At 55.0% G+C, this 18,626-nt stretch carries 17 protein-coding genes; 7 read left to right on the forward strand and 10 right to left on the reverse strand.

Annotated features, from left to right (window positions below):
- Window positions 1–17: 17 nt before the first annotated feature.
- From glnQ to rhtA, 5 genes are all read right to left on the reverse strand, one after another.
- On the reverse strand, window positions 18–740 hold the full coding sequence (glnQ, locus tag KCG39_RS00055) for a glutamine ABC transporter ATP-binding protein GlnQ (RefSeq protein ID WP_004130746.1): 723 nt from the start codon (window positions 738–740) through the stop codon (window positions 18–20).
- Window positions 737–1,396 carry a glutamine ABC transporter permease GlnP gene (glnP, locus tag KCG39_RS00060; protein ID WP_004100490.1) on the reverse strand — a complete coding sequence of 220 codons (660 nt, stop codon included), beginning with the start codon at window positions 1,394–1,396 and terminating at the stop codon, window positions 737–739. The genes glnQ and glnP overlap by 4 nt, the downstream gene beginning before the upstream one ends.
- 134 nt (window positions 1,397–1,530) lie before the next feature.
- Complete coding sequence (gene glnH, locus KCG39_RS00065; RefSeq protein ID WP_004130748.1) at window positions 1,531–2,277, reverse strand: glutamine ABC transporter substrate-binding protein GlnH; 747 nt, start codon at window positions 2,275–2,277, stop codon at window positions 1,531–1,533.
- Window positions 2,278–2,645: 368 nt separating this feature from the next.
- Window positions 2,646–3,149 carry a DNA starvation/stationary phase protection protein Dps gene (gene dps / locus KCG39_RS00070; protein ID WP_004130751.1) on the reverse strand — a complete coding sequence of 168 codons (504 nt, stop codon included), beginning with the start codon at window positions 3,147–3,149 and terminating at the stop codon, window positions 2,646–2,648.
- 218 nt (window positions 3,150–3,367) lie between these two features.
- Complete coding sequence (gene rhtA, locus KCG39_RS00075) at window positions 3,368–4,255, reverse strand: threonine/homoserine exporter RhtA (RefSeq protein ID WP_195729525.1); 888 nt, start codon at window positions 4,253–4,255, stop codon at window positions 3,368–3,370.
- A 352-nt stretch (window positions 4,256–4,607) separates the two neighbouring features.
- Between rhtA and ompX the strand changes: the two genes are divergently transcribed.
- Entirely contained in the window at window positions 4,608–5,120 is a 513-nt protein-coding gene (gene ompX, locus KCG39_RS00080) for an outer membrane protein OmpX (protein WP_004130755.1), read from the forward strand.
- A 69-nt stretch (window positions 5,121–5,189) separates the two neighbouring features.
- Here ompX and KCG39_RS00085 read toward each other — a convergent pair whose 3' ends face one another.
- On the reverse strand, window positions 5,190–6,767 hold the full coding sequence (locus KCG39_RS00085) for a phosphoethanolamine transferase (RefSeq protein WP_142467869.1): 1,578 nt from the start codon (window positions 6,765–6,767) through the stop codon (window positions 5,190–5,192).
- A gap of 268 nt (window positions 6,768–7,035) precedes the next feature.
- Complete coding sequence (gene mntS, locus KCG39_RS00090) at window positions 7,036–7,161, reverse strand: manganase accumulation protein MntS (RefSeq protein WP_004130761.1); 126 nt, start codon at window positions 7,159–7,161, stop codon at window positions 7,036–7,038.
- Between the two features lie 182 nt (window positions 7,162–7,343).
- Here mntS and mntR point away from each other — a divergent pair, with 182 nt between their 5' ends.
- The 5 genes from mntR (at window position 7,344) to KCG39_RS00115 (ending at window position 12,386) form a co-directional block, all read left to right on the forward strand.
- Window positions 7,344–7,817 carry a manganese-binding transcriptional regulator MntR gene (gene mntR, locus KCG39_RS00095; protein WP_004130763.1) on the forward strand — a complete coding sequence of 158 codons (474 nt, stop codon included), beginning with the start codon at window positions 7,344–7,346 and terminating at the stop codon, window positions 7,815–7,817.
- On the forward strand, window positions 7,814–8,920 hold the full coding sequence (locus tag KCG39_RS00100; RefSeq protein WP_049114795.1) for an anion transporter: 1,107 nt from the start codon (window positions 7,814–7,816) through the stop codon (window positions 8,918–8,920). Before mntR ends, KCG39_RS00100 begins: the two co-directional genes overlap by 4 nt.
- A 110-nt stretch (window positions 8,921–9,030) precedes the next feature.
- Entirely contained in the window at window positions 9,031–10,071 is a 1,041-nt protein-coding gene (locus KCG39_RS00105) for an aldo/keto reductase (protein ID WP_142467785.1), read from the forward strand.
- A gap of 151 nt (window positions 10,072–10,222) precedes the next feature.
- Window positions 10,223–11,599, forward strand: coding sequence for a glycoside hydrolase family 1 protein (locus tag KCG39_RS00110; RefSeq protein ID WP_112165371.1), 1,377 nt, complete (start codon window positions 10,223–10,225; stop codon window positions 11,597–11,599).
- A gap of 70 nt (window positions 11,600–11,669) precedes the next feature.
- Window positions 11,670–12,386 carry a GntR family transcriptional regulator gene (locus KCG39_RS00115; protein ID WP_004130772.1) on the forward strand — a complete coding sequence of 239 codons (717 nt, stop codon included), beginning with the start codon at window positions 11,670–11,672 and terminating at the stop codon, window positions 12,384–12,386.
- Between the two features lie 43 nt (window positions 12,387–12,429).
- Here the strand turns inward: KCG39_RS00115 and ldtB are convergent, their stop codons facing one another.
- Complete coding sequence (gene ldtB, locus KCG39_RS00120) at window positions 12,430–13,344, reverse strand: L,D-transpeptidase (protein ID WP_004130773.1); 915 nt, start codon at window positions 13,342–13,344, stop codon at window positions 12,430–12,432.
- A 190-nt stretch (window positions 13,345–13,534) separates the two neighbouring features.
- Complete coding sequence (locus KCG39_RS00125) at window positions 13,535–14,317, reverse strand: tyrosine-protein phosphatase (RefSeq protein ID WP_142467784.1); 783 nt, start codon at window positions 14,315–14,317, stop codon at window positions 13,535–13,537.
- A 178-nt stretch (window positions 14,318–14,495) separates the two neighbouring features.
- On the opposite strand from KCG39_RS00125, the gene KCG39_RS00130 reads away from it, so the two are divergent.
- Window positions 14,496–16,088, forward strand: a complete 1,593-nt coding sequence (locus KCG39_RS00130; RefSeq protein ID WP_004130777.1) for an ABC-F family ATPase — start codon at window positions 14,496–14,498, stop codon at window positions 16,086–16,088.
- A gap of 167 nt (window positions 16,089–16,255) precedes the next feature.
- On the opposite strand, the gene KCG39_RS00135 is transcribed toward KCG39_RS00130, so the two are convergent.
- Entirely contained in the window at window positions 16,256–18,619 is a 2,364-nt protein-coding gene (locus KCG39_RS00135; protein WP_004130779.1) for a glycoside hydrolase family 31 protein, read from the reverse strand.
- Window positions 18,620–18,626: the final 7 nt, after the last annotated feature.

Raw genomic sequence — 18,626 nt, forward strand, 5'->3', positions numbered from 1 at the left:
GGGAGAGCCGGGGGGCATCAGGCTACGTGCTGCAAAAACTCGCGCAGGCGCGGGCTGGGCGGGTTATTCACCAGCATCTGCGGATCGCCATCTTCCGCAATGCGCCCTTTATCGATAAAAATCAGGCGCGACGCCACTTTTTCGGCGAAGCCGATTTCGTGGGTAACGATAACCATGGTCATGCCTTCTTCGGCCAGATCCTGCATCACTTTCAGCACTTCATGACGCAGTTCAGGGTCAAGCGCGGAAGTTGGCTCATCAAACAGCATCATTTTGGGTTTAACCGCCAGCGCCCGGGCAATGGCCACGCGCTGCTGCTGTCCGCCTGAAAGCTCAGAAGGGTAGTGGTGCGCACGTTCCGCGAGGCCCACTTTCGCCAGCAGGTCTTTCGCCAGTTTTTCCGCCGCCGCTTTATTGGCGCCGCGAACGCGCAGCGGGCCGAACATCACGTTTTCCAGCGCCGTCAGGTGCGGGAACAGATAAAACTGCTGGAACACCATACCGGCTTCCTGGCGAATCAGCCGCTCGTCAACCTTCGGGTCGTTGACCTTCAGACCGTCGACGATCAGATCGCCGCTGGTAATCTCTTCAAGTTTGTTAATACAGCGCAGCAGGGTCGATTTACCGGAGCCGGACGGCCCGATAATTACCACGACTTCGCCCTGGTTGATCTTCAGATCGATATCATGCAGCACCTTGGTTGGACCAAAGTGCTTGGAAACGTTTTTAAATTCAATCACAGGATTTTCATCCTTCTTTCAAGACGACGCAGAACAAAGCTCAGCACCAGGGTGATGATCAGATAGATAACCGCAACGGCGCTCCAGATCTCCAGCGCGCGGAAGTTACCGGCAATAATTTCCTGGCCCTGGCGGGTCAGTTCGGCCACGCCGATGACGATAAACAGCGAAGTATCTTTGATGCTGATAATCCACTGGTTGCCCAACGGCGGCAGCATACGGCGCAGCGCCAGCGGCAGGATCACGTAGCGAATGGTTTCCCGACGAGAGAGGCCCAGCGCGAGGCCGGCTTCGCGAAAGCCTTTATGGATCGACAGCACCGCGCCGCGGGTGATTTCCGCAATATAGGCGCCGGAGTTGATCATAATGGTGACCACCGCCGCGGAGAACGGGTCGATACGCAAATCGCTAAACGCCATGGGTAGAGCGAAGTAGATGAACATCACCTGCACCACAATCGGGGTGCCGCGGATGATTTCGATAAAGACCAGCGCGATGTGGTTGGCAATCCAGCCGCCGAAACAGCGGGCAAAACCGGCCACCAGACCGATTATCAGACCGCCGACCAGGCCGAGGACCGAAATCCACAGCGTCATTTTGGCGCCTTCCAGCAAAATAGGAATGGCGGGCCAGATGGCACTCCAGTCAAACTGCATAATGTGTTCCTGTTACCGTCTCGAAAACAGAGGAATACCCTCTGAGAAAACTATTCAGGCCTGCTGAGGGGGTAGCCCGGAGTGCTCCAGGTCTACCAGACCACAGCTGGCCTGGAAGAGATAATCGCTAATTATTATTTGGGTTCAGTACCGAACCATTTTTTATAAATTTCGTTGTAGGTGCCGTTCTCACGCAGCGTTTTCAGTGCGCCGTTCACTTTTTCACGTAGCTCATCGCTGCCTTTCGGGAAAGCGATACCGTAGTTTTGCGCTTCCAGCGATTCGCCTACCGCTTTGAACTTGCCGTTGCCCGCAGTTTTGATGAAGTAAAGGATGTTTGGCGTATCGTGGAGGACCGCATCGGCACGACCGGTGCCCAGTTCCATATAGGCGTTATCGATGTTCGGGAACTGGCGCAGATCTTTAGTTTTGATATTCGCTTTTGCGTAATCGACGGAACCGGTGCCGCCTTTCACAGCAACCACTTTACCGTTCAGATCCTTGACATCCTTAATATCATTGTTATTGGCGTTGACCATGACCAGTAGGCCACTTTTGTAGTAGCCGTCTGAGAAGTCGATGGCTTTTTTACGCTCGTCGGTAATGGTGATTCCCGCCAACGCGAGATCGATGTTTTTGGTTTGCAGCGCCGGAATAATGCCGCTGAAGTCCATTGGCTTCAGGGTGTAATCGAGCTTAAGCTCTTTTGCAATCGCTGCCCACAGGTCAACGTCGAAACCAACATACTTATCGCCCTGCTTAAATTCGAACGGAACAAACGCCGTATCGGTCGCAACAACCAGTGTTTTATCAGCGGCGTGAGAAGAAACCGCAAAAGCCAGGGTCAGTGCAGCCAGTGAAACTTTAAATACAGACTTCATAGCATTTCCTTTTTTATCCACGGGACGATCCCCTGCGAGAACAAGTTGCCTTATGAAAATATCATGCCAGTTTTACAACCTGTTGTTTTATAACAACCAGGATGAATCCTGTTGCACAATTTTGATAACGGACAACATTAAATGCACCAATATGGGGCGTTACTTTGGTGCATCATAAGAGCATCGCATAACACGAGCATTTTTAGCGCAAACCCTGATGTTAAAACAATCTCGGCGTAACGATTGTGTGAGGTGATTATTACAATTGATTTACTTTTGCACGTATTTTGAACATTCTCATGCACTGAGGTGGTGCGTGGCGGGGGGGGGTAAAAAAAAGCCGCCAGCGTGGCTGACGGCAATTGGCGTTACTCGATATTGGCTTCGATGAACCACAGGAATTTATCCAGGTCGCGGGAGGCGGCGGTGAAGATATCAGCGGTGTCTTCATCTTTCGCTTCGTCGATGGCTTTACGCACATCGTTAGCGACGATGGCATAGCGGTCGGCCAGCTCTTTCAGATGGTCCTGGACGCTATGGATATCCAGCGGGTAGCTTTTCAGCGGGCTTTTGCTATTGATGACCTGAGTGGTACCCAGCGCTACGCCACCAAGCTGTACGGCACGTTCTGCCATCGTATCAAGGTGGTCGACGAGCGCAGTGCGGAAGCCGTCCAGCATCTCATGAACGGCAATAAAGTTTGCACCGCGCATATTCCAGTGAGCCTGTTTGGTAATCAAAGACAGGTCAATGAACTGGATCACCTGGCGATTCAGCAGCTCAACGGTCGCTTTCTTCGCGCTATCAGCGACGTCGTTACGGGTATAGAGCAGATTCGTTGCTTTAGTTTTAACCAGTTTTGCGGTACTCATAGTGTCATATCCTCTTGATATTTGTACTCGTCATACTTCAGATTCGAATTATTCGGAGCGTCTCATCCCAATAACTTGCGGAATTAAGTATAGCAACGGATTTGAGCTTTGCAGCGGCGGTAGTCTCTATCGGTCTGATAGCGCAGGGCTGTTAGTCAGAAAAAATAGTTTATAAATTAAGGAGATGATTAATTTTCTCGTCAATCAGCTCCTTTCCGCTAGCTGATGTCGACCTTCTGTATCTTCGTTTCCCGACGCATTGTCAGCGTGGATCCCATCGAGGCAAGAATAATCGCCCCCAGCGCCAGCGTTTGGGTCGCGGTTAGCGTTTCGCCAAGAAACACCATTCCGGAAAGTGCGGCGAGAGCCGGCTCCATGCTCATCAGGGTGCCAAAGGTCTTGCTGGGCATGCGGGTCAAGGCAACCATTTCCAGAGAGTAGGGTAGCGCGGTTGATAAAATGGCGATCCCGAGCCCCGGTAGCAGCAGTCCCCACTGAAATAGCGTATCGCTGGCCTGCATCATCCCCATCGGCACAAAGACCACCGCGGCGATTAGCGACCCCATGGCAACCGTTGCCGGGCCATGCTCTTCTCCGGCGCGCTGGCCGGTCAGAATGTAAACCGCCCAGCAGGCGCCCGCGCCGAGCGCCAGCAGCGCGCCAACGGGATCGATCTGCGCCACGCTTTGTCCCAGCGGCAGCAGGAACCATAGCCCGAGCACCGCCAGCGCCACCCAGACGAAGTCGAGGGGACGGCGGGATCCAAACAGCGCTACCGCCAGCGGCCCGGTAAACTCCAGCGCGACGGCGACGCCGAGCGGAATGCGTTGAATCGATAAATAGAACAGGTAGTTCATCGCGCCAAGCGACAGGCCGTAGAGGAGCAGCGGCAGACGCTGCTCCGGGGCAAAGCGCAGGCGCCAGGGTTTGAAGATGACCACCAGGATTAAGGTACCGAGCGCCAGGCGCAGGGCGGTAACGCCTGGGGCGCCGACTAGCGGGAAGAGAGATTTGGCCAGCGAGGCGCCGCTCTGGATGGAAATCATGGCGATTAAAATAACCAGTATCGGCAACCATGCCGGTACCTTACGAGACGAGCCGGGCATCCTTTCTCCTGTCAATTTTGTCAAATGCGGTAAAGGTTCCAGTGTAATTGAATTACCCCGCCCCGGTTGAGCTAATGTTGAAAAAAAGGGTCTTAAAAGCAGTACAATAGGGCAGGGTGCGAAGATAATTTCACCAGCAGATTAGGAATAATCTGGATACACGTCTGGCGATTTATGAGCCTTAATAGGAGTATATTTGTAAAAAAGGTTTGTTTTCCAGTTTGTTATAGAAACGTAGAAACCTTTGGTTACATGAAAAAGTACGTTAGACAATGTAAAGTGAAAAGAGTTTCCCAAAAGTTTTTGTTATATTTAAAGCTTAGGACTTATTAGAAACACATTTGAGGTGGTTATGAATAAAATTGCACGTTTTTCAGCACTGGCCGTTGTTCTGGCTGCATCCGTAGGTACCACTGCTTTCGCTGCGACTTCTACCGTTACCGGTGGCTACGCGCAGAGCGACATGCAGGGTGAAGCGAACAAAGCAGGCGGTTTCAACCTTAAGTACCGCTACGAGCAAGACAACAACCCGCTGGGTGTTATCGGTTCTTTCACCTATACCGAAAAAGATCGTTCTGAATCTGGCGTTTACAAAAAAGGCCAGTACTACGGCATCACCGCAGGTCCGGCTTACCGTCTGAACGACTGGGCTAGCATCTACGGCGTAGTAGGTGTTGGTTACGGTAAATTCCAGGACAACAGCTACCCGAACAAATCTGACATGAGCGACTACGGTTTCTCTTACGGTGCTGGTCTGCAGTTCAACCCGATCGAAAACGTTGCCCTGGACTTCTCCTACGAGCAGTCTCGCATTCGTAACGTTGACGTTGGCACCTGGATTGCTGGCGTAGGTTACCGCTTCTAATCACTTCGGTGATATAAAAAATCCGCCTCATGGGGCGGATTTTTTTTGCCTGCTGTTTATGCGTCTACGTTAATTGATAGTGAATGCGTCGGTACCCAAATGGGTATAGTCCACTTTCTTCAGCTGGAAGTTGGTGATGTAGGTTGGGCCAGCCTTTTGTTCAGAGATGAAACGATAGCGCGGGGCAATCTCCTGAGCGCTGATGCCGGTCCACTGGGAAAAGAAGCTGAGGAAGTCGTTGGCGGAGCGCCGCGCTTTAATGACCTTATGCGCTTTATCATCGTTGGAGAGCACCATAAACGGTACCTGGAAATTCTGCTGATACTTATCGTCGTGCGCCAGGTACTGTACCTCTTTCCCGCGCTCTTTAAATGCCAGACCGTGATCGGAAAAATAGGTCATCGAGAAGGTTTCGCCAGAATTTTGTAGCTGAGTATAAAGATTGCTCAGCAGCGTGTCGGTTTGCGTCATGGTGTAGAGATAGCAGGAAGTCTCTTTCGACTGAACAAAAACCGTGTATTTCCCTTTGGTGCGATCGCAGGCCTGCGGATGTGAGCCCATTAAATGCAGGACAATCAGCTGCGGCTGGGTACGGCGGGTGGCCAGCACCTGTGCGGTCAGCGTTAAGAGCTGCTCATCCTGGGTATTTTTATTAGCCTCGAAATCGCCGTTCTTGAGGAACTGAACTTCATCCGCGCGTTTGGCAATACTGGCAATCGCCGTATCGTATTCGCCAATTTGCCCCTGATTCGAGAACCACCATGTCTGAAAACCGGCGCGGTTGGCGAGGGTCACAAAGTTATCCTGAAACTGCGGCTTATTGTCGACCACCCGGTTGAGGGTTAAACCGAGCGACTTCTGCGTTGAACCGCTGGCGGCAACGTAGTCATTGAACAGATAGCCTTTTACTGAACTGGCGAACGGGGTGTTGTCCCAGTGGCCGCCAAAGGCGCCGAGCGCATCGCGACGGGCGCTCTCGCCAATCACCACCACATACAGATGATACTTCGGCTTCACCGCCAGTACATGCCAGCTATCTTTCATATTGGCGAGCTGCGCCATTCGCGCCTGCTCATCCAGCACTTCATTATTATTCACCACCACATCTTTAACGAAGCGGACGGCGGGATAGCCGGTATCGATAACCTTAAAGACGCCGCCCCAGGCGAGGTTTTGCACCGGCTGGAGAAAGAAAATCGCGGTGCAGAACAGCAGCCCCAGCGTATCCATTTTCCCCCAGCGCGCCGACGTCTCCGGCTTGCGGCGTACGGCAATGACGCCGAGCGCAAAGATAAACACGGCCAGCAGATAGTTGTACCACGGGAAAATAGTCAGGATCTCGGTGGACTCTTCGAGGTTGGTGGCATGCAGCGCCAGCAGCGTATTGAAGTTGGGCGCGCCGTAGGCCTGGCCAAAAGGGTAGTACATGGCCGCCAGCAGCGAATAGACGCCGACCAGCACTTTTTGCGCGCGCGGAAAGCTGCGCCACAGAAGATGCAGCACGCAGGTAAAAGCAACGGTATAGAGCAGGCTAAAGTCGTAGCCCAGCGCCAGGTTAATAAACAGCGATTGTAAAAAATAGAATCCTGTCCATGGGTTCAGTACCAGTCCGCGGGCGACCAGCGTTTCTTTCAGCGTGACATTCATAGTAAACAATCAAAAAAGAGCCATGTGCGTCCCCTGGCATCAAGGGGTAAAACCTGCTGGACAGTGCGTGAAGAGGGTATCTGCGAGCCGCAGTAGTGGCAGGGCTGACAAAAGATAGGGCTTGCAAATGTTAAGGTCAACTATCCATAACGGATTGTTTTGGGAGAAAGCTTACAAAACTTGAAAAAAGTTGCTGAAGCGCTGAGTAATCAGCCAGTCTGGCAGGGAAATATGACAGAAAAATGAAGCGGCGTACCGCGACGCCGCACTAGTTGTTGGGTTTATCCTGTGGGGGTTTGCCGTTGATCAGATCGCACAGCATACCGACAAGCATTAACCGGACTTTAAAAGGAGAATGAGTAAACACGTTTAAGCACCTCTTGAATTCATTCATAACGACCTCCTGTAACTTCGTCCTTCGCTCCTTGAAGGATATGTGTATTACGTACAGATATAGCACAGGCTATATTTTATAGCTATGGCTAAAACGTTAATTTTTTGTTCTCCGTGCGCGATCCATTACAATAGGGATCCTTTTATATGATGCTTGATGCGTCACAGGAATGAGGAAGCACAATGAACCGTCGCGCAGGTAAGCCAATAACAAAAAAAGTGACGCAGCTAGTGAATGTCGAAGAGCACGTTGAGGGATTTCGTCAGGTGCGCGAGGCGCATCGTCGGGAGCTGATTGATGACTACGTGGAGCTGATCTCCGATCTGATTATGGAAGTAGGAGAAGCCCGTCAGGTCGATATGGCCGCGCGTCTTGGGGTGTCGCAGCCAACGGTTGCGAAAATGTTAAAAAGACTGGCCAGCGTCGGGTTGATCGAACAGATCCCCTGGCGGGGGATCTTTTTAACTCCGGAAGGCGAGAAGCTGGCCCATGAAAGCCGGGAACGCCACCAGATCGTCGAAAACTTTTTACTGGTGATCGGTGTTAGCCCGGAGATTGCTCGTCGCGACGCCGAAGGGATGGAGCATCATGTCAGCGAAGAGACGCTGGCAATGTTTAAACAGTTTACCCTCAAGCAGGGGTCACTGGGAGAATGAACCTCGTCTTTGTTCAGTCGCTGATCCGCGACCGCTTTTTACATCTGCTGTTGATTATTGGCGTTGTTTTAAGCTTCTTTGTTCCGTTTGCCCCCGCCGCCTGGCTTCACGCCATTGACTGGCATACGATTATCACCCTTAGCGGGTTGATGCTACTGACCAAAGGTATCGAACTGAGCGGCTATTTTGACGTAATTGGCCGCAAAATGGCGCGCCGCTTTGTGACCGAACGCCAGCTGGCCATTTTTATGGTGCTGGCGGCCGCGCTGCTTTCCACCTTCTTAACTAACGACGTGGCGCTGTTTATTGTCGTACCGCTCACGCTGACCCTGAAAAAATGGTGCGCCATCCCAACAAGCCGGTTAATCATTTTTGAAGCGCTGGCGGTGAACGCCGGGTCGTTGTTAACACCTATTGGAAATCCGCAAAACATTCTTCTTTGGGGGCGCTCAGGCCTTTCCTTTCCGGCCTTTATCGGCCAGATGCTGCCGCTGGCGGCGGCGATGATGATCACCTTGCTGGCGCTGTGCTGGTTCTGTTTTCCCGCGAAGCGTCTCAACTATCAGAGCAGCGATAAGGCGCCATCGTGGCAGCCAACGCTGGTCTGGAGCTGTCTGGCGTTCTATCTGGTCTTTTTGATCGCCTTAGAACTGAAGCAGGAGCTGTGGGGACTGGCGCTGATCGCGTTGGGTTTTCTGCTGCTGGCGCGGGCGGTGATTATCAACGTCGACTGGACGCTGCTACTGGTGTTTATGGCGATGTTTATTGACGTTCACCTGCTGATCCAGCTTCCTGTTCTACAGCATGCGCTCAACGGCGTCGGCCAGCTCTCGGCGGGAGGATTGTGGCTGACCTCGATTGGCTTGTCGCAGTTTATCAGTAACGTCCCGGCGACCATTCTGCTGCTCAATTACGTTCCGCCCTCAACGCTGCTGGCCTGGGCGGTTAATGTCGGCGGGTTCGGCCTGCTGCCAGGCTCGCTGGCCAATCTGATTGCGCTGCGAATGGCCGGCGATCGCCGTATCTGGTGGCGTTTCCACGTCTATTCCCTGCCCATGCTGCTGTGGGCGGCGCTGGTGGGGTATGGATTGCTGCAGTTCTGATTTTTAGAGAATTGGGCAAGAAACGGACAGAAACGCCACATTCGCGCTCTCCTTTTCCGGGGTATAACTTTATTCACGATGGTGAATCACCCTGATTGAAGGAGAGTTCTATGCGTTATCAAAAATTGGGCCATACCGGCCTTTTTGTCTCTGAACTGTGCCTGGGCACCATGACCTTCGGCGGTGAAGGCGGCCTGTGGGGTAAGGTAGGTCAGCTACGCCAGGCGGAGGCTGAGCGGCTGGTGGGCAGCGCGCTCGATGCGGGCATCAACTTTATCGACACCGCAAACGTTTATTCGGAAGGGCGCTCGGAAGAGATTACCGGCCAGGCGCTGAAGAATCTGAAAGTGCCGCGTGAAAATGTCGTGGTGGCGACCAAAGTGTTTGGCGAGACCGGCACCGCAGGCGTGAACTCGCGCGGCAGTTCGCGCTATCACATCATCGGCAGCGTGAAGGAGAGTCTGCGTCGCCTGCAGCTCGATCATATCGATCTCTATCAACTCCATGGCTTCGACCCGGCGACCCCCATCGAGGAGACGCTGTATGCGCTGGATAATCTCGTGCAGCACGGCCACGTCCGCTATATCGGCGTGTCGAACTGGGCGGCATGGCAGATAGTCAAAGCGTTGGGAATATCCGAACGACTGGGGCTGGCGCGCTTTGCCTCGTTGCAGGCTTACTACACCATTGCCGGGCGCGATCTGGAGCGCGAGCTGGTGCCAATGATGCAGAGCGAAGGTCTGGGCCTGATGGTCTGGAGTCCGCTGGCGGGAGGGCTGCTCAGCGGTAAGTACGATCGCGACGGGCAGTCGGCGAGCGGCGGCCGTCGTCAGGAGTTTGATTTCCCACCGGTGGACAAAGCGCGGGCTTTTGACTGCATTGATGTGATGCGTGAGATTGCCGATGCGAAGGGCGTTTCGGTGGCGCAAATCGCGCTGGCCTGGTTGCTTCATCAGCCAGCGGTAAGCAGCGTGATTATTGGCGCGAAGCGTTCAGAGCAGCTCGCCGAGAACCTTGCGGCAACCAGCATTACCCTGAATGATGATGAACTGGCACGGCTTGATGCGGTCAGCACGCTACCGCGAGAGTATCCGGGCTGGATGCTGGAGCGCCAGGGAGAATACCGTCGCGACCAGCTCGCACAGCAGTAATTTCCGTTCTTGCACGCCGGATCGTCTGTTTCGCGATCCGGCTTTTTTATCCGCTGCGCTCACAAAAAACGATCCCTGAGTTTGCCCGAAAATAGGATTTCGTTTATATGACTAGTCATGAAATTTATATGACTAGTCATAGGTGCGAGCGATGAACAGAACACTGGCGGCAGATTTTCTATGGGGTAACTCGGTTTCCAGCATGCAAACCGAGGGAGCGTGGAATGAGGGTGGTAAAGGGATGTCGGTTTACGATATCCGCCAGCCGGCGGAATTGACTTCTGACTGGAAGGTGGCGACCGATTCGTACCACCGCTACCGGGAAGACTTCGACCTGATGCAGGATTTGGGCATGAACTGCTATCGTTTCCAGATAGCCTGGAGCCGCGTTTGCCCGGAAGGCGACGGTGAGTTCAATGAAGAAGGTATCGCCTTTTATCACCAGTTTATCGATGACCTGATTGCCCGCGGCATTGAGCCGATGATCTGCCTCTATCACTTCGATATGCCGCTGTCGCTGGCTGAACGCTACAACGGTTTTACCGACCGTCGGGTGATGGAAGCCTTTATTCGTTACGGGCAGAAGATGATCGACTGCTTTGGCGACAAGGTAAAGTGGTGGCTGACCTTTAATGAACAGAATCTCTACCATATGCCGGACGCGTTTCTGATTTCTGGCTACATGCGCGGCGAGAAGACCCTGCGCGAGCTGTATCAGATCCAGCACCACGTGATGATGGCCCATGTGCACCTGACGCAGTATCTGCACCAGGCGAAGCCACAGTGCCTGATGGGCGGCATGCTGGCCCACGCGCTGGTTTATCCGGCGACCTGTAAACCGCGTGATATCCTTTGCGCCCAGCAGCTCGACGAGTTTTTAAACCAGAATCTGCTGCGCGCCTTCGCCGGGGAGGGCTACAGCCCGGAAGTCATGCACGTTGTCGCCCGCGAAGGCTTTGCGGATATTTACCGCGCAGAGGATCTGGCGCTGATGGCGCAGGTCAAAATCGACTATCTGGCCTTTAGCTACTATGCCAGCAAGGTTCTCGACAGCGACCCGATCCCGCCGGGTACGCCGGTGAACCACTACATGCAGTTTGGCGATAAAAAGAATGACTTTCTGCAGGCCACCGAGTGGGGCTGGCAGATTGATCCGCTGGGTTTTCGCACCATCATTACCCGCTACTACAACGACTGGCGTCTGCCGGTCTTCCCGATTGAAAACGGCATCGGGGTGATTGAGTCCTGGGACGGCGAGAACCCGATCGCTGACGATTACCGCATCGCCTATCATCGCGATCATATCAACGCCATGAAAGAGGCGATATTTGAGGACGGCGCGGAAGTGGTTGGCTATCTGGGCTGGGGGCTGATCGATATCCTTAGTTCGCAGGGCGATATGCGCAAACGCTACGGCGTTGTCTACGTGAACCGTGAAAACCACGACCTGAAGGATCTTAAACGCGTTCCGAAGAAAAGCTATGCCTGGCTAAAGCGGGTCATTCGCAGTAACGGCGAAGAGATGTAACGGCGCCTCGCGCGGGCAGATGGTATATTCTGCCCGCCAGTCGCTATCAGTAACGTAAAAGGATCGGGGAATGACGGCCAAATATCTGAGTATCGCGCGGGAAATAAAAAAACGTATCATCAGCCAGCAGTATCCCGCCAGCGCGCCGTTACCCGACCAGTTCGCGTTAGCGGCGGAGTTCAGCACCAGCAGGATGACCATCCAGCAGGCGATGCGTCAGCTGATTGTCGAAGGCCTTATCTACACCCGTAAGGGGCAGGGAACCTTCGTGCGCAAAAATTTCCTCCAGCTTTCGCAGTGGGAACTGCCCGGTAGCGACTATTTTGGTGCCACCAAAACCTGGGAGCACTTAGGGGAAGTGGCTAGCCGGGTGATTCGCTTCGAGCTGCGCTTTCCGACGGAAAAGGAGCAAAGTTCGTTACTGATTGACGCCGATGCCCCGGTCTATGATTTCGTTCGCCTGCGGCTGCTTAACGAGGAACCGGTGTCGCTGGATCTCACCGTGATGCCGGTCGCGCTGGTGCCCGGCCTGAATAAAACGCATCTCGAAGGCTCGGTGTTTCGCTACCTGCAGGAGACGCTGGGGCTCAAGATGATGGGATCGTATCGGGTGGTGCGGGCGATGAAACCGCAGGCGCTTGACAGGGAGCACCTCAACTGTGAAGCGAGCGATCCGGTGCTGGAGGTGGAGCAGGTGATTTATCTGGAGGACGGTACGCCGCTGGAGTATGCCCATTGCCACTATCGCTACGATCACGGCGGAATTATTCTGGTGAATAACGGATAAAAAAAGGGCGGGCACCGGGCCCGCCGCTCTGCGCGATGCGCTGTTAGTTCAGGCGCACAGGCATACCGGAACGGTTCTGGATCGCCTGATCGACCACGCTCTGGTCTACGTCAGTCTGGCTGGTAATCGCCTGTACGGATTTGGTCAGGTTAATCGGTACGATCTCACCGCCCTGGAACTGCTCTTCAGTGGTGGACAGCGGGTTGTGAACTTCAATGAAGCGGCTGCCGTCAGGCTCGGTAGTGGCTTTTACCGGCTCATCGATAAACTCTACGCGGGTGCCGACCGGCACGTTTTCAAACAGGAATTTAATATCGTCGTTACGCAGACGCACGCAGCCGTGGCTGACGCGCAGGCCGATGCCGAAGTTGGCGTTGGTGCCGTGAATAGCGTACAGGCGGCCGATATACAGCGCGTACAGGCCCATCGGGTTATCAGGGCCGGCCGGAACAACGGCCGGCAGCGGTTCACCTGCTGCGGCATATTCAGCGTGCATTTTGGCGGTAGGCGTCCAGGTCGGACCGGCTTTTTTACGCTCAACTTTGGTTACCCAGTTGATTGGCGTGTCTTTGCCGAGCTGGCCGATACCGATCGGCAGCACGATGACGGTGTTGGTGCCCTTCGGATAGTAGTAAAGGCGCATTTCCGCGCTGTTGATGACAATACCTTCATGCACGGTGTCCGGCAGGATCAGCTGCTGCGGGATATTCAGCACGGTGCCGCCTTTCGGCAGGAAGGTGTCCACGCCCGGGTTGGCTTCCAGCATGTTGGATAAACCCATCTGGTATTCGGCGGCGAAATATTCCAGCGGCTGCTTGTTGCCTTCCGGAATGGTGATCACCTGGTTCTGGCCAATCAGACGGCTACCGTCGGTAGGCAGAGGGTAGGTTACAGCAGAAGCTGTGTTGCAAAAGCCCACGATGGCGAAGGCTGCCGCGAAGAGTGTTGATAATTTCATAATCTTTATGTCGTGGGCGATATTAATGCCGCACAGGCCTTTGTCAGTTTAAACAGGAAGTCGATGGGAGCGCATTATATGTGCTTTCCGGCAAACAGGTAAATGAGATGTGTACGAAATCACATTTTTTTCCTGTGACCGTGAGTGTAGCCCGTCAACGCTGGCCCTGCAGACTAAAAACGGGAGGGGGTCACCCCTCCAGAAGCCGTGCCTGGAGCGCTTCTCGCGCCTGCAGCGTGAGCTGATACTCTTTTTCCAGCCAGGTATCGACGCTGGCGTAACGTTCATCAATGCCGGAAAGCGCGGCGGCAAGGTAAGATTCATGCACCGTCATCATTTCCGCCAGGTTTTGCCGGCCGCGGGCGGTCAGCTCATTGCCGAGGGATTCGAGCAAAAAATCCTCGACCTGCGTCAGCATGCCCTGGGTGAGCAGGTACTCCTCCATCACCGTGTGGCGATCGCAGCCGAGGGCGAACAGCGTCAGCGCGCAGCCCACGCCGGTACGGTCTTTCCCTACCGCGCAGTGCTGCAATAGCGCGCCATCGAAAGGCTCCATCAGCCAACCGGCCAGTTGGCGATAAGCAGCGTTATTGAATGGCAGCTGGCGATAGAGCTCCAGCATAAACTGCTCGCCGTTAAGGGCGTTTAACGTGGCGGCGTTGAGCTCGGTGACTTTGGCGTTAACGTCGCGAACGTGCGGATTCGCGGGCGCGTTGAGGTAGCGAGCCGCTTCGTTCAGCTTATCAGGGCTACGATTCACTTCTCCCGGATCGCGATAATCAATGACCCGGCTAAGGGGGATTGCGTCCAGGTGGGTGAGGTCATCGGCCGTCATCATATGCAGCGAGCCGGAGCGGAATAGTTTTCCGGCCCGCACGCGGCGGCCGTCGGCGGTACGCTGGCCGCCCAGGTCACGAAAGTTGATACCGCCCTGCAGCGATAAGAAAGCCGGATGGCGGGAGAGTGTGGTCATAGGTTCCTTCCAGATTAAGGTAAAAAAATTACGCATTAAGCAGTGTAACCGCGCAATATGACACGACCCTAACACAAGCGTCATTGATGATTTTATAACGCCCCGTGAAAAGTGAAGCATTTGCTGGCATAATGTCTGGTTCATCACACTTCTCATTCTCTATTTTCAGGATAACCCCGTGCTAGTATCCAGCAACGTCACCATGCAGTTCGGCAGTAAGCCGCTGTTCGAAAATATTTCCGTCAAATTTGGCGGCGGCAATCGTTACGGCCTGATTGGCGCCAACGGTAGCGGCAAGTCCACCTTTATGAAGATCCTCGGCGGCGATCTTGAGCCGACGCTGGGCAACGTCTCCCTCGACCCGAACGAGCGTATCGGTAAGCTGCGCCAGGATCAGTTTGCATTTGAAGAGTTCAGCGTACTGGATACGGTCATTATGGGCCACGGCGAGCTGTGGGAAGTGAAGCAAGAGCGCGATCGCATCTACTCCCTGGCGGAGATGAGCGAAGAAGACGGCTATAAGGTGGCTGACCTTGAAGTGCTCTACGGCGAGATGGACGGCTACTCCGCTGAAGCGCGCGCCGGCGAACTGCTGCTCGGCGTCGGCATCCCGGTTGAACAGCATTACGGCCCGATGAGCGAAGTGGCTCCCGGCTGGAAGCTGCGCGTGCTGCTGGCGCAGGCGCTGTTCTCCAACCCGGATATCCTGCTGCTTGATGAACCGACGAACAACCTGGATATCGACACCATCCGCTGGCTGGAGCAGACCCTCAACGATCGCGACAGCACCATGATCATCATTTCGCACGACCGTCACTTCCTGAACATGGTTTGTACCCACATGGCGGATCTGGATTACGGCGAGCTGCGCGTTTACCCGGGCAACTACGATGAGTACATGACCGCGGCGACCCAGGCGCGTGAACGTCTGCTGGCGGATAACGCCAAGAAAAAAGCGCAGATTGCCGACTTGCAATCTTTCGTGAGCCGCTTTAGCGCCAACGCCTCTAAATCTCGCCAGGCGACCTCGCGCGCCCGTCAGATTGACAAAATTAAGCTGGACGAAGTGAAAGCGTCCAGCCGTCAGAACCCGTTCATTCGCTTTGAGCAGGATAAAAAGCTGTTCCGTAACGCTTTGGAAGTGGAAGCGCTGGCAAAAGGCTTTGACAACGGTCCGCTGTTTAAAAACTTCAACCTGCTGCTGGAAGTGGGGGAGAAGATCGCTATTCTGGGCGCCAACGGCGTGGGTAAATCCACAATGCTGAAAACCCTGGTCGGCGATCTGACGCCGGATAACGGTACCGTTAAATGGTCCGAGAACGCGCAGATTGGCTACTACGCGCAGGATCACGAATATGAATTCGAAAACGATCTGACGGTATTTGAGTGGATGAGCCAGTGGAAACAGGAAAGCGATGACGAGCAGGCGGTGCGCAGCATCCTGGGCCGACTGCTGTTCAGCCAGGACGATATCAAAAAGCCGGCGAAAGTGCTCTCCGGCGGCGAAAAAGGCCGTATGCTTTTCGGTAAGTTGATGATGCAGAAACCGAACATCCTGGTGATGGACGAACCGACCAACCACCTGGATATGGAATCGATCGAATCGCTGAATATGGCGCTGGAGATGTATCAGGGAACGCTGATTTTCGTTTCTCACGACCGTGAGTTTGTGAGCTCGCTGGCGACCCGAGTCGTTGAAATTACGCCGGAGCGCGTGATCGACTTCACCGGTAACTACGAAGATTATCTGCGCACTAAAGGTATCGAATAATTTTCTGTTGCTTGTCCCGGATTGCGGCGCTGCTGCGCCCTATCCGGGCTACCGGCCCGCAGACGGCGATGGACCTGTAGCCCGGGCAAGGCGCGTCAAGCGCCGCCCCCGGGAGCCGTTAGCAGAGTGGCTGAATTTCCCAAAGGCGCTGCTGCGCCTTATCCGCACTACACCCGCCACTCGCTCCTTTCTTCACCGTTCACCAGCAGCCTGCGTTTTTCCCCCGCCGGCAACGACACCTTCAGCGCTTTCCACGCCGGACGATAATCGCCGCGCGCCTTGACCTTCAGGTTAATGCTGGCGCTATCGCAGACCATTTCCCATTCCACCCACAGCGCATTGCCGTTCCGGTAGCCCCAGCTTTCGCCGTCGTCTTCAAACAGCAGGCCGCGACAGGTCCCCATGCCCTTCAGCGGGAACAGCTTCAGCTCGCGATTATCGTCTGTTTGCGCATCGACGTGGCGGACGCGCTCGCTCAGCGGCAGGCCTGCCCCGGCGCGAACCAGCAGGGGCAGTTTTTCCAGTGGCGCATCAAGGGCTATCCACTGGCCGCCCGCATACCACTGGTGGTTGTAAAAATCGTACCAGCCGTCCTGGTTTGCCGGCAGCCACACGCGGCGCTGACGCGCGCCGGGTTCGACGACGCTGGCAACCAGCAGATCGCGACCCAGCAGGAAGTCGTCGCATTCGGCAAACGTCTGCGCATCGTGTTCGTGATCGAGGAAGGTCGGGCGCAGCATCGGTTCATCGTCGGCGTGAGCCTGCCACAGCAGGGTATAGAGGTACGGCAGCAGACGATAGCGCAGCTCAATGGCTGAACGGATAGCTGGGGTGACCTCCGGGTACATCCAGGCTTCGTTGACCGTCTGGTCGTCATTCCACGAGTGAATGGTAAAGCGCGGATGCATAACGCCGTTTTGTACCCAGCGCACGAACAGCTCCGGGTCCGGTTTATCGCCAGAGAAGCCGCCGACATCGTGTCCGACGTTGAACAGCCCGGACAAGCTCATTCCCAGCCCCATCCGGGTGTTGTAGCGTAGCGTGTCCCAGTTGGTGCGGTTATCGCCGCTCCAGGTCTGAACGTAGCGCTGCATCCCGGCGCAGCCGGAGCGAGAGATCAGATACGGGCGTTTCTGCGGCGCAAAGCGCTGCTGAGCCTCCAGCGACGCGCGCATCATCAGCAGCGGCATCACCGGGCGAATATGTTTGATAGCAATTTCGTGGCCGAATCCGTGACAGCGGGCTTCGCCGTCCCAGACTTCATACTCGTTATTATCGTTCCACGTAGAGTCGATGCCCATCTCCAGCAGCTGGGTCGTCACGCCTTCCTGCCACCAGGCGACAGTTTGCGGGTTGGTAAAGTCGAGATGCGACCCTTCGTCATCCCAGAAGCTGGAACGCTCGGGAGCATCAGCCTGTGAATCGCGGATAAAAAGCCCGCGCTCCGCGACCTCGTGATAGCGCGGATGGTCCTGCAGCAGGCAGGGCTTAATATTGGCCGCCAGCTTCAGTCCGGCATCGTGGAAGGCCTGGCTCATCACCTTCGGCTGCGGCACCTTGTCGTTGTTCCAGTTAAAGACGTAGCGCTTGCCGTCAATCGAGGTATAGCCGGAAGATAGCTGGAATGAATCGCACGGAATGGCGTGTTCATCGCACAGGCGGATGAAGTTCATCAGCTGGTTTTGCGCATCCGGCGCGTCGGTGTAGTGCATCGTCGAACCGCTGTAGCCGAGACTCCATTTCGGTCCGAACAGCGTTTTGCCGGTCAGGCGGACGAACGCTTTGGTGATATCCAGTACCCGTTTGCCGGAAAAAAGATAGTAATCAATGTCTCCCGCTTCCGCCTGCCAGCGGCGATAGGCGGTATGGTAATTATCGATTTCGTTGCCGAGATCCAGCCAGCAACTGCTCAGGTTGTCGTAAAACAGACCGTAGCTGACATCGCTACGCTGCGCGATGGTAAACGGAATATGCTTGTACAGCGGGTCGGTGCTCGCCGCGTTATAGCCCATGGCGTCGAGGTTACGCATCTCATAGCGTTTACCGTTACGCTGCAGATCGCCGGCTTTTTCGCCCAGACCATAGAAGCGTTCGTCTTTGCGGCGGCTCAGGTAGTGGGCAACGCCGTCGCCGTGCGCATTCGCCAGGTAGGCGCTGGTGGGGCGGTCGTTAACCAGCGGCTGCCACTCGCCAGCTTCATCGCGATAACTCCATTCCAGCCACAGCGGCTGGTGGACGGTGACGCGCAGCTGGTCGGTGGCGATGCTCAGGGTATCGCTATGCTCCGTGAGCTGCCAGGCGGGGAGGCTAAAGCCGCTCAAATCTTCGCGCGGGCGTCCTTCCCACGGCACGTCCTGCTGGGGAGCGATACTCCAGGTGCGATCCAGCGCCAGCTGGCCGTGCCGCTTTAGCAGCACGCGGAACATATTCTCTTCCAGCACGTACAGACACAGGGTGTGCTGGCCGTCTACGATCAGCTCAACGTGGTGGTCCAGCCGTTGGTGTAAGGTCCAGTTTTTCAAAGTCTTCATTTTTTAC

Source organism: Klebsiella pasteurii, from assembly GCF_018139045.1.
Lineage (GTDB): Bacteria > Pseudomonadota > Gammaproteobacteria > Enterobacterales > Enterobacteriaceae > Klebsiella > Klebsiella grimontii.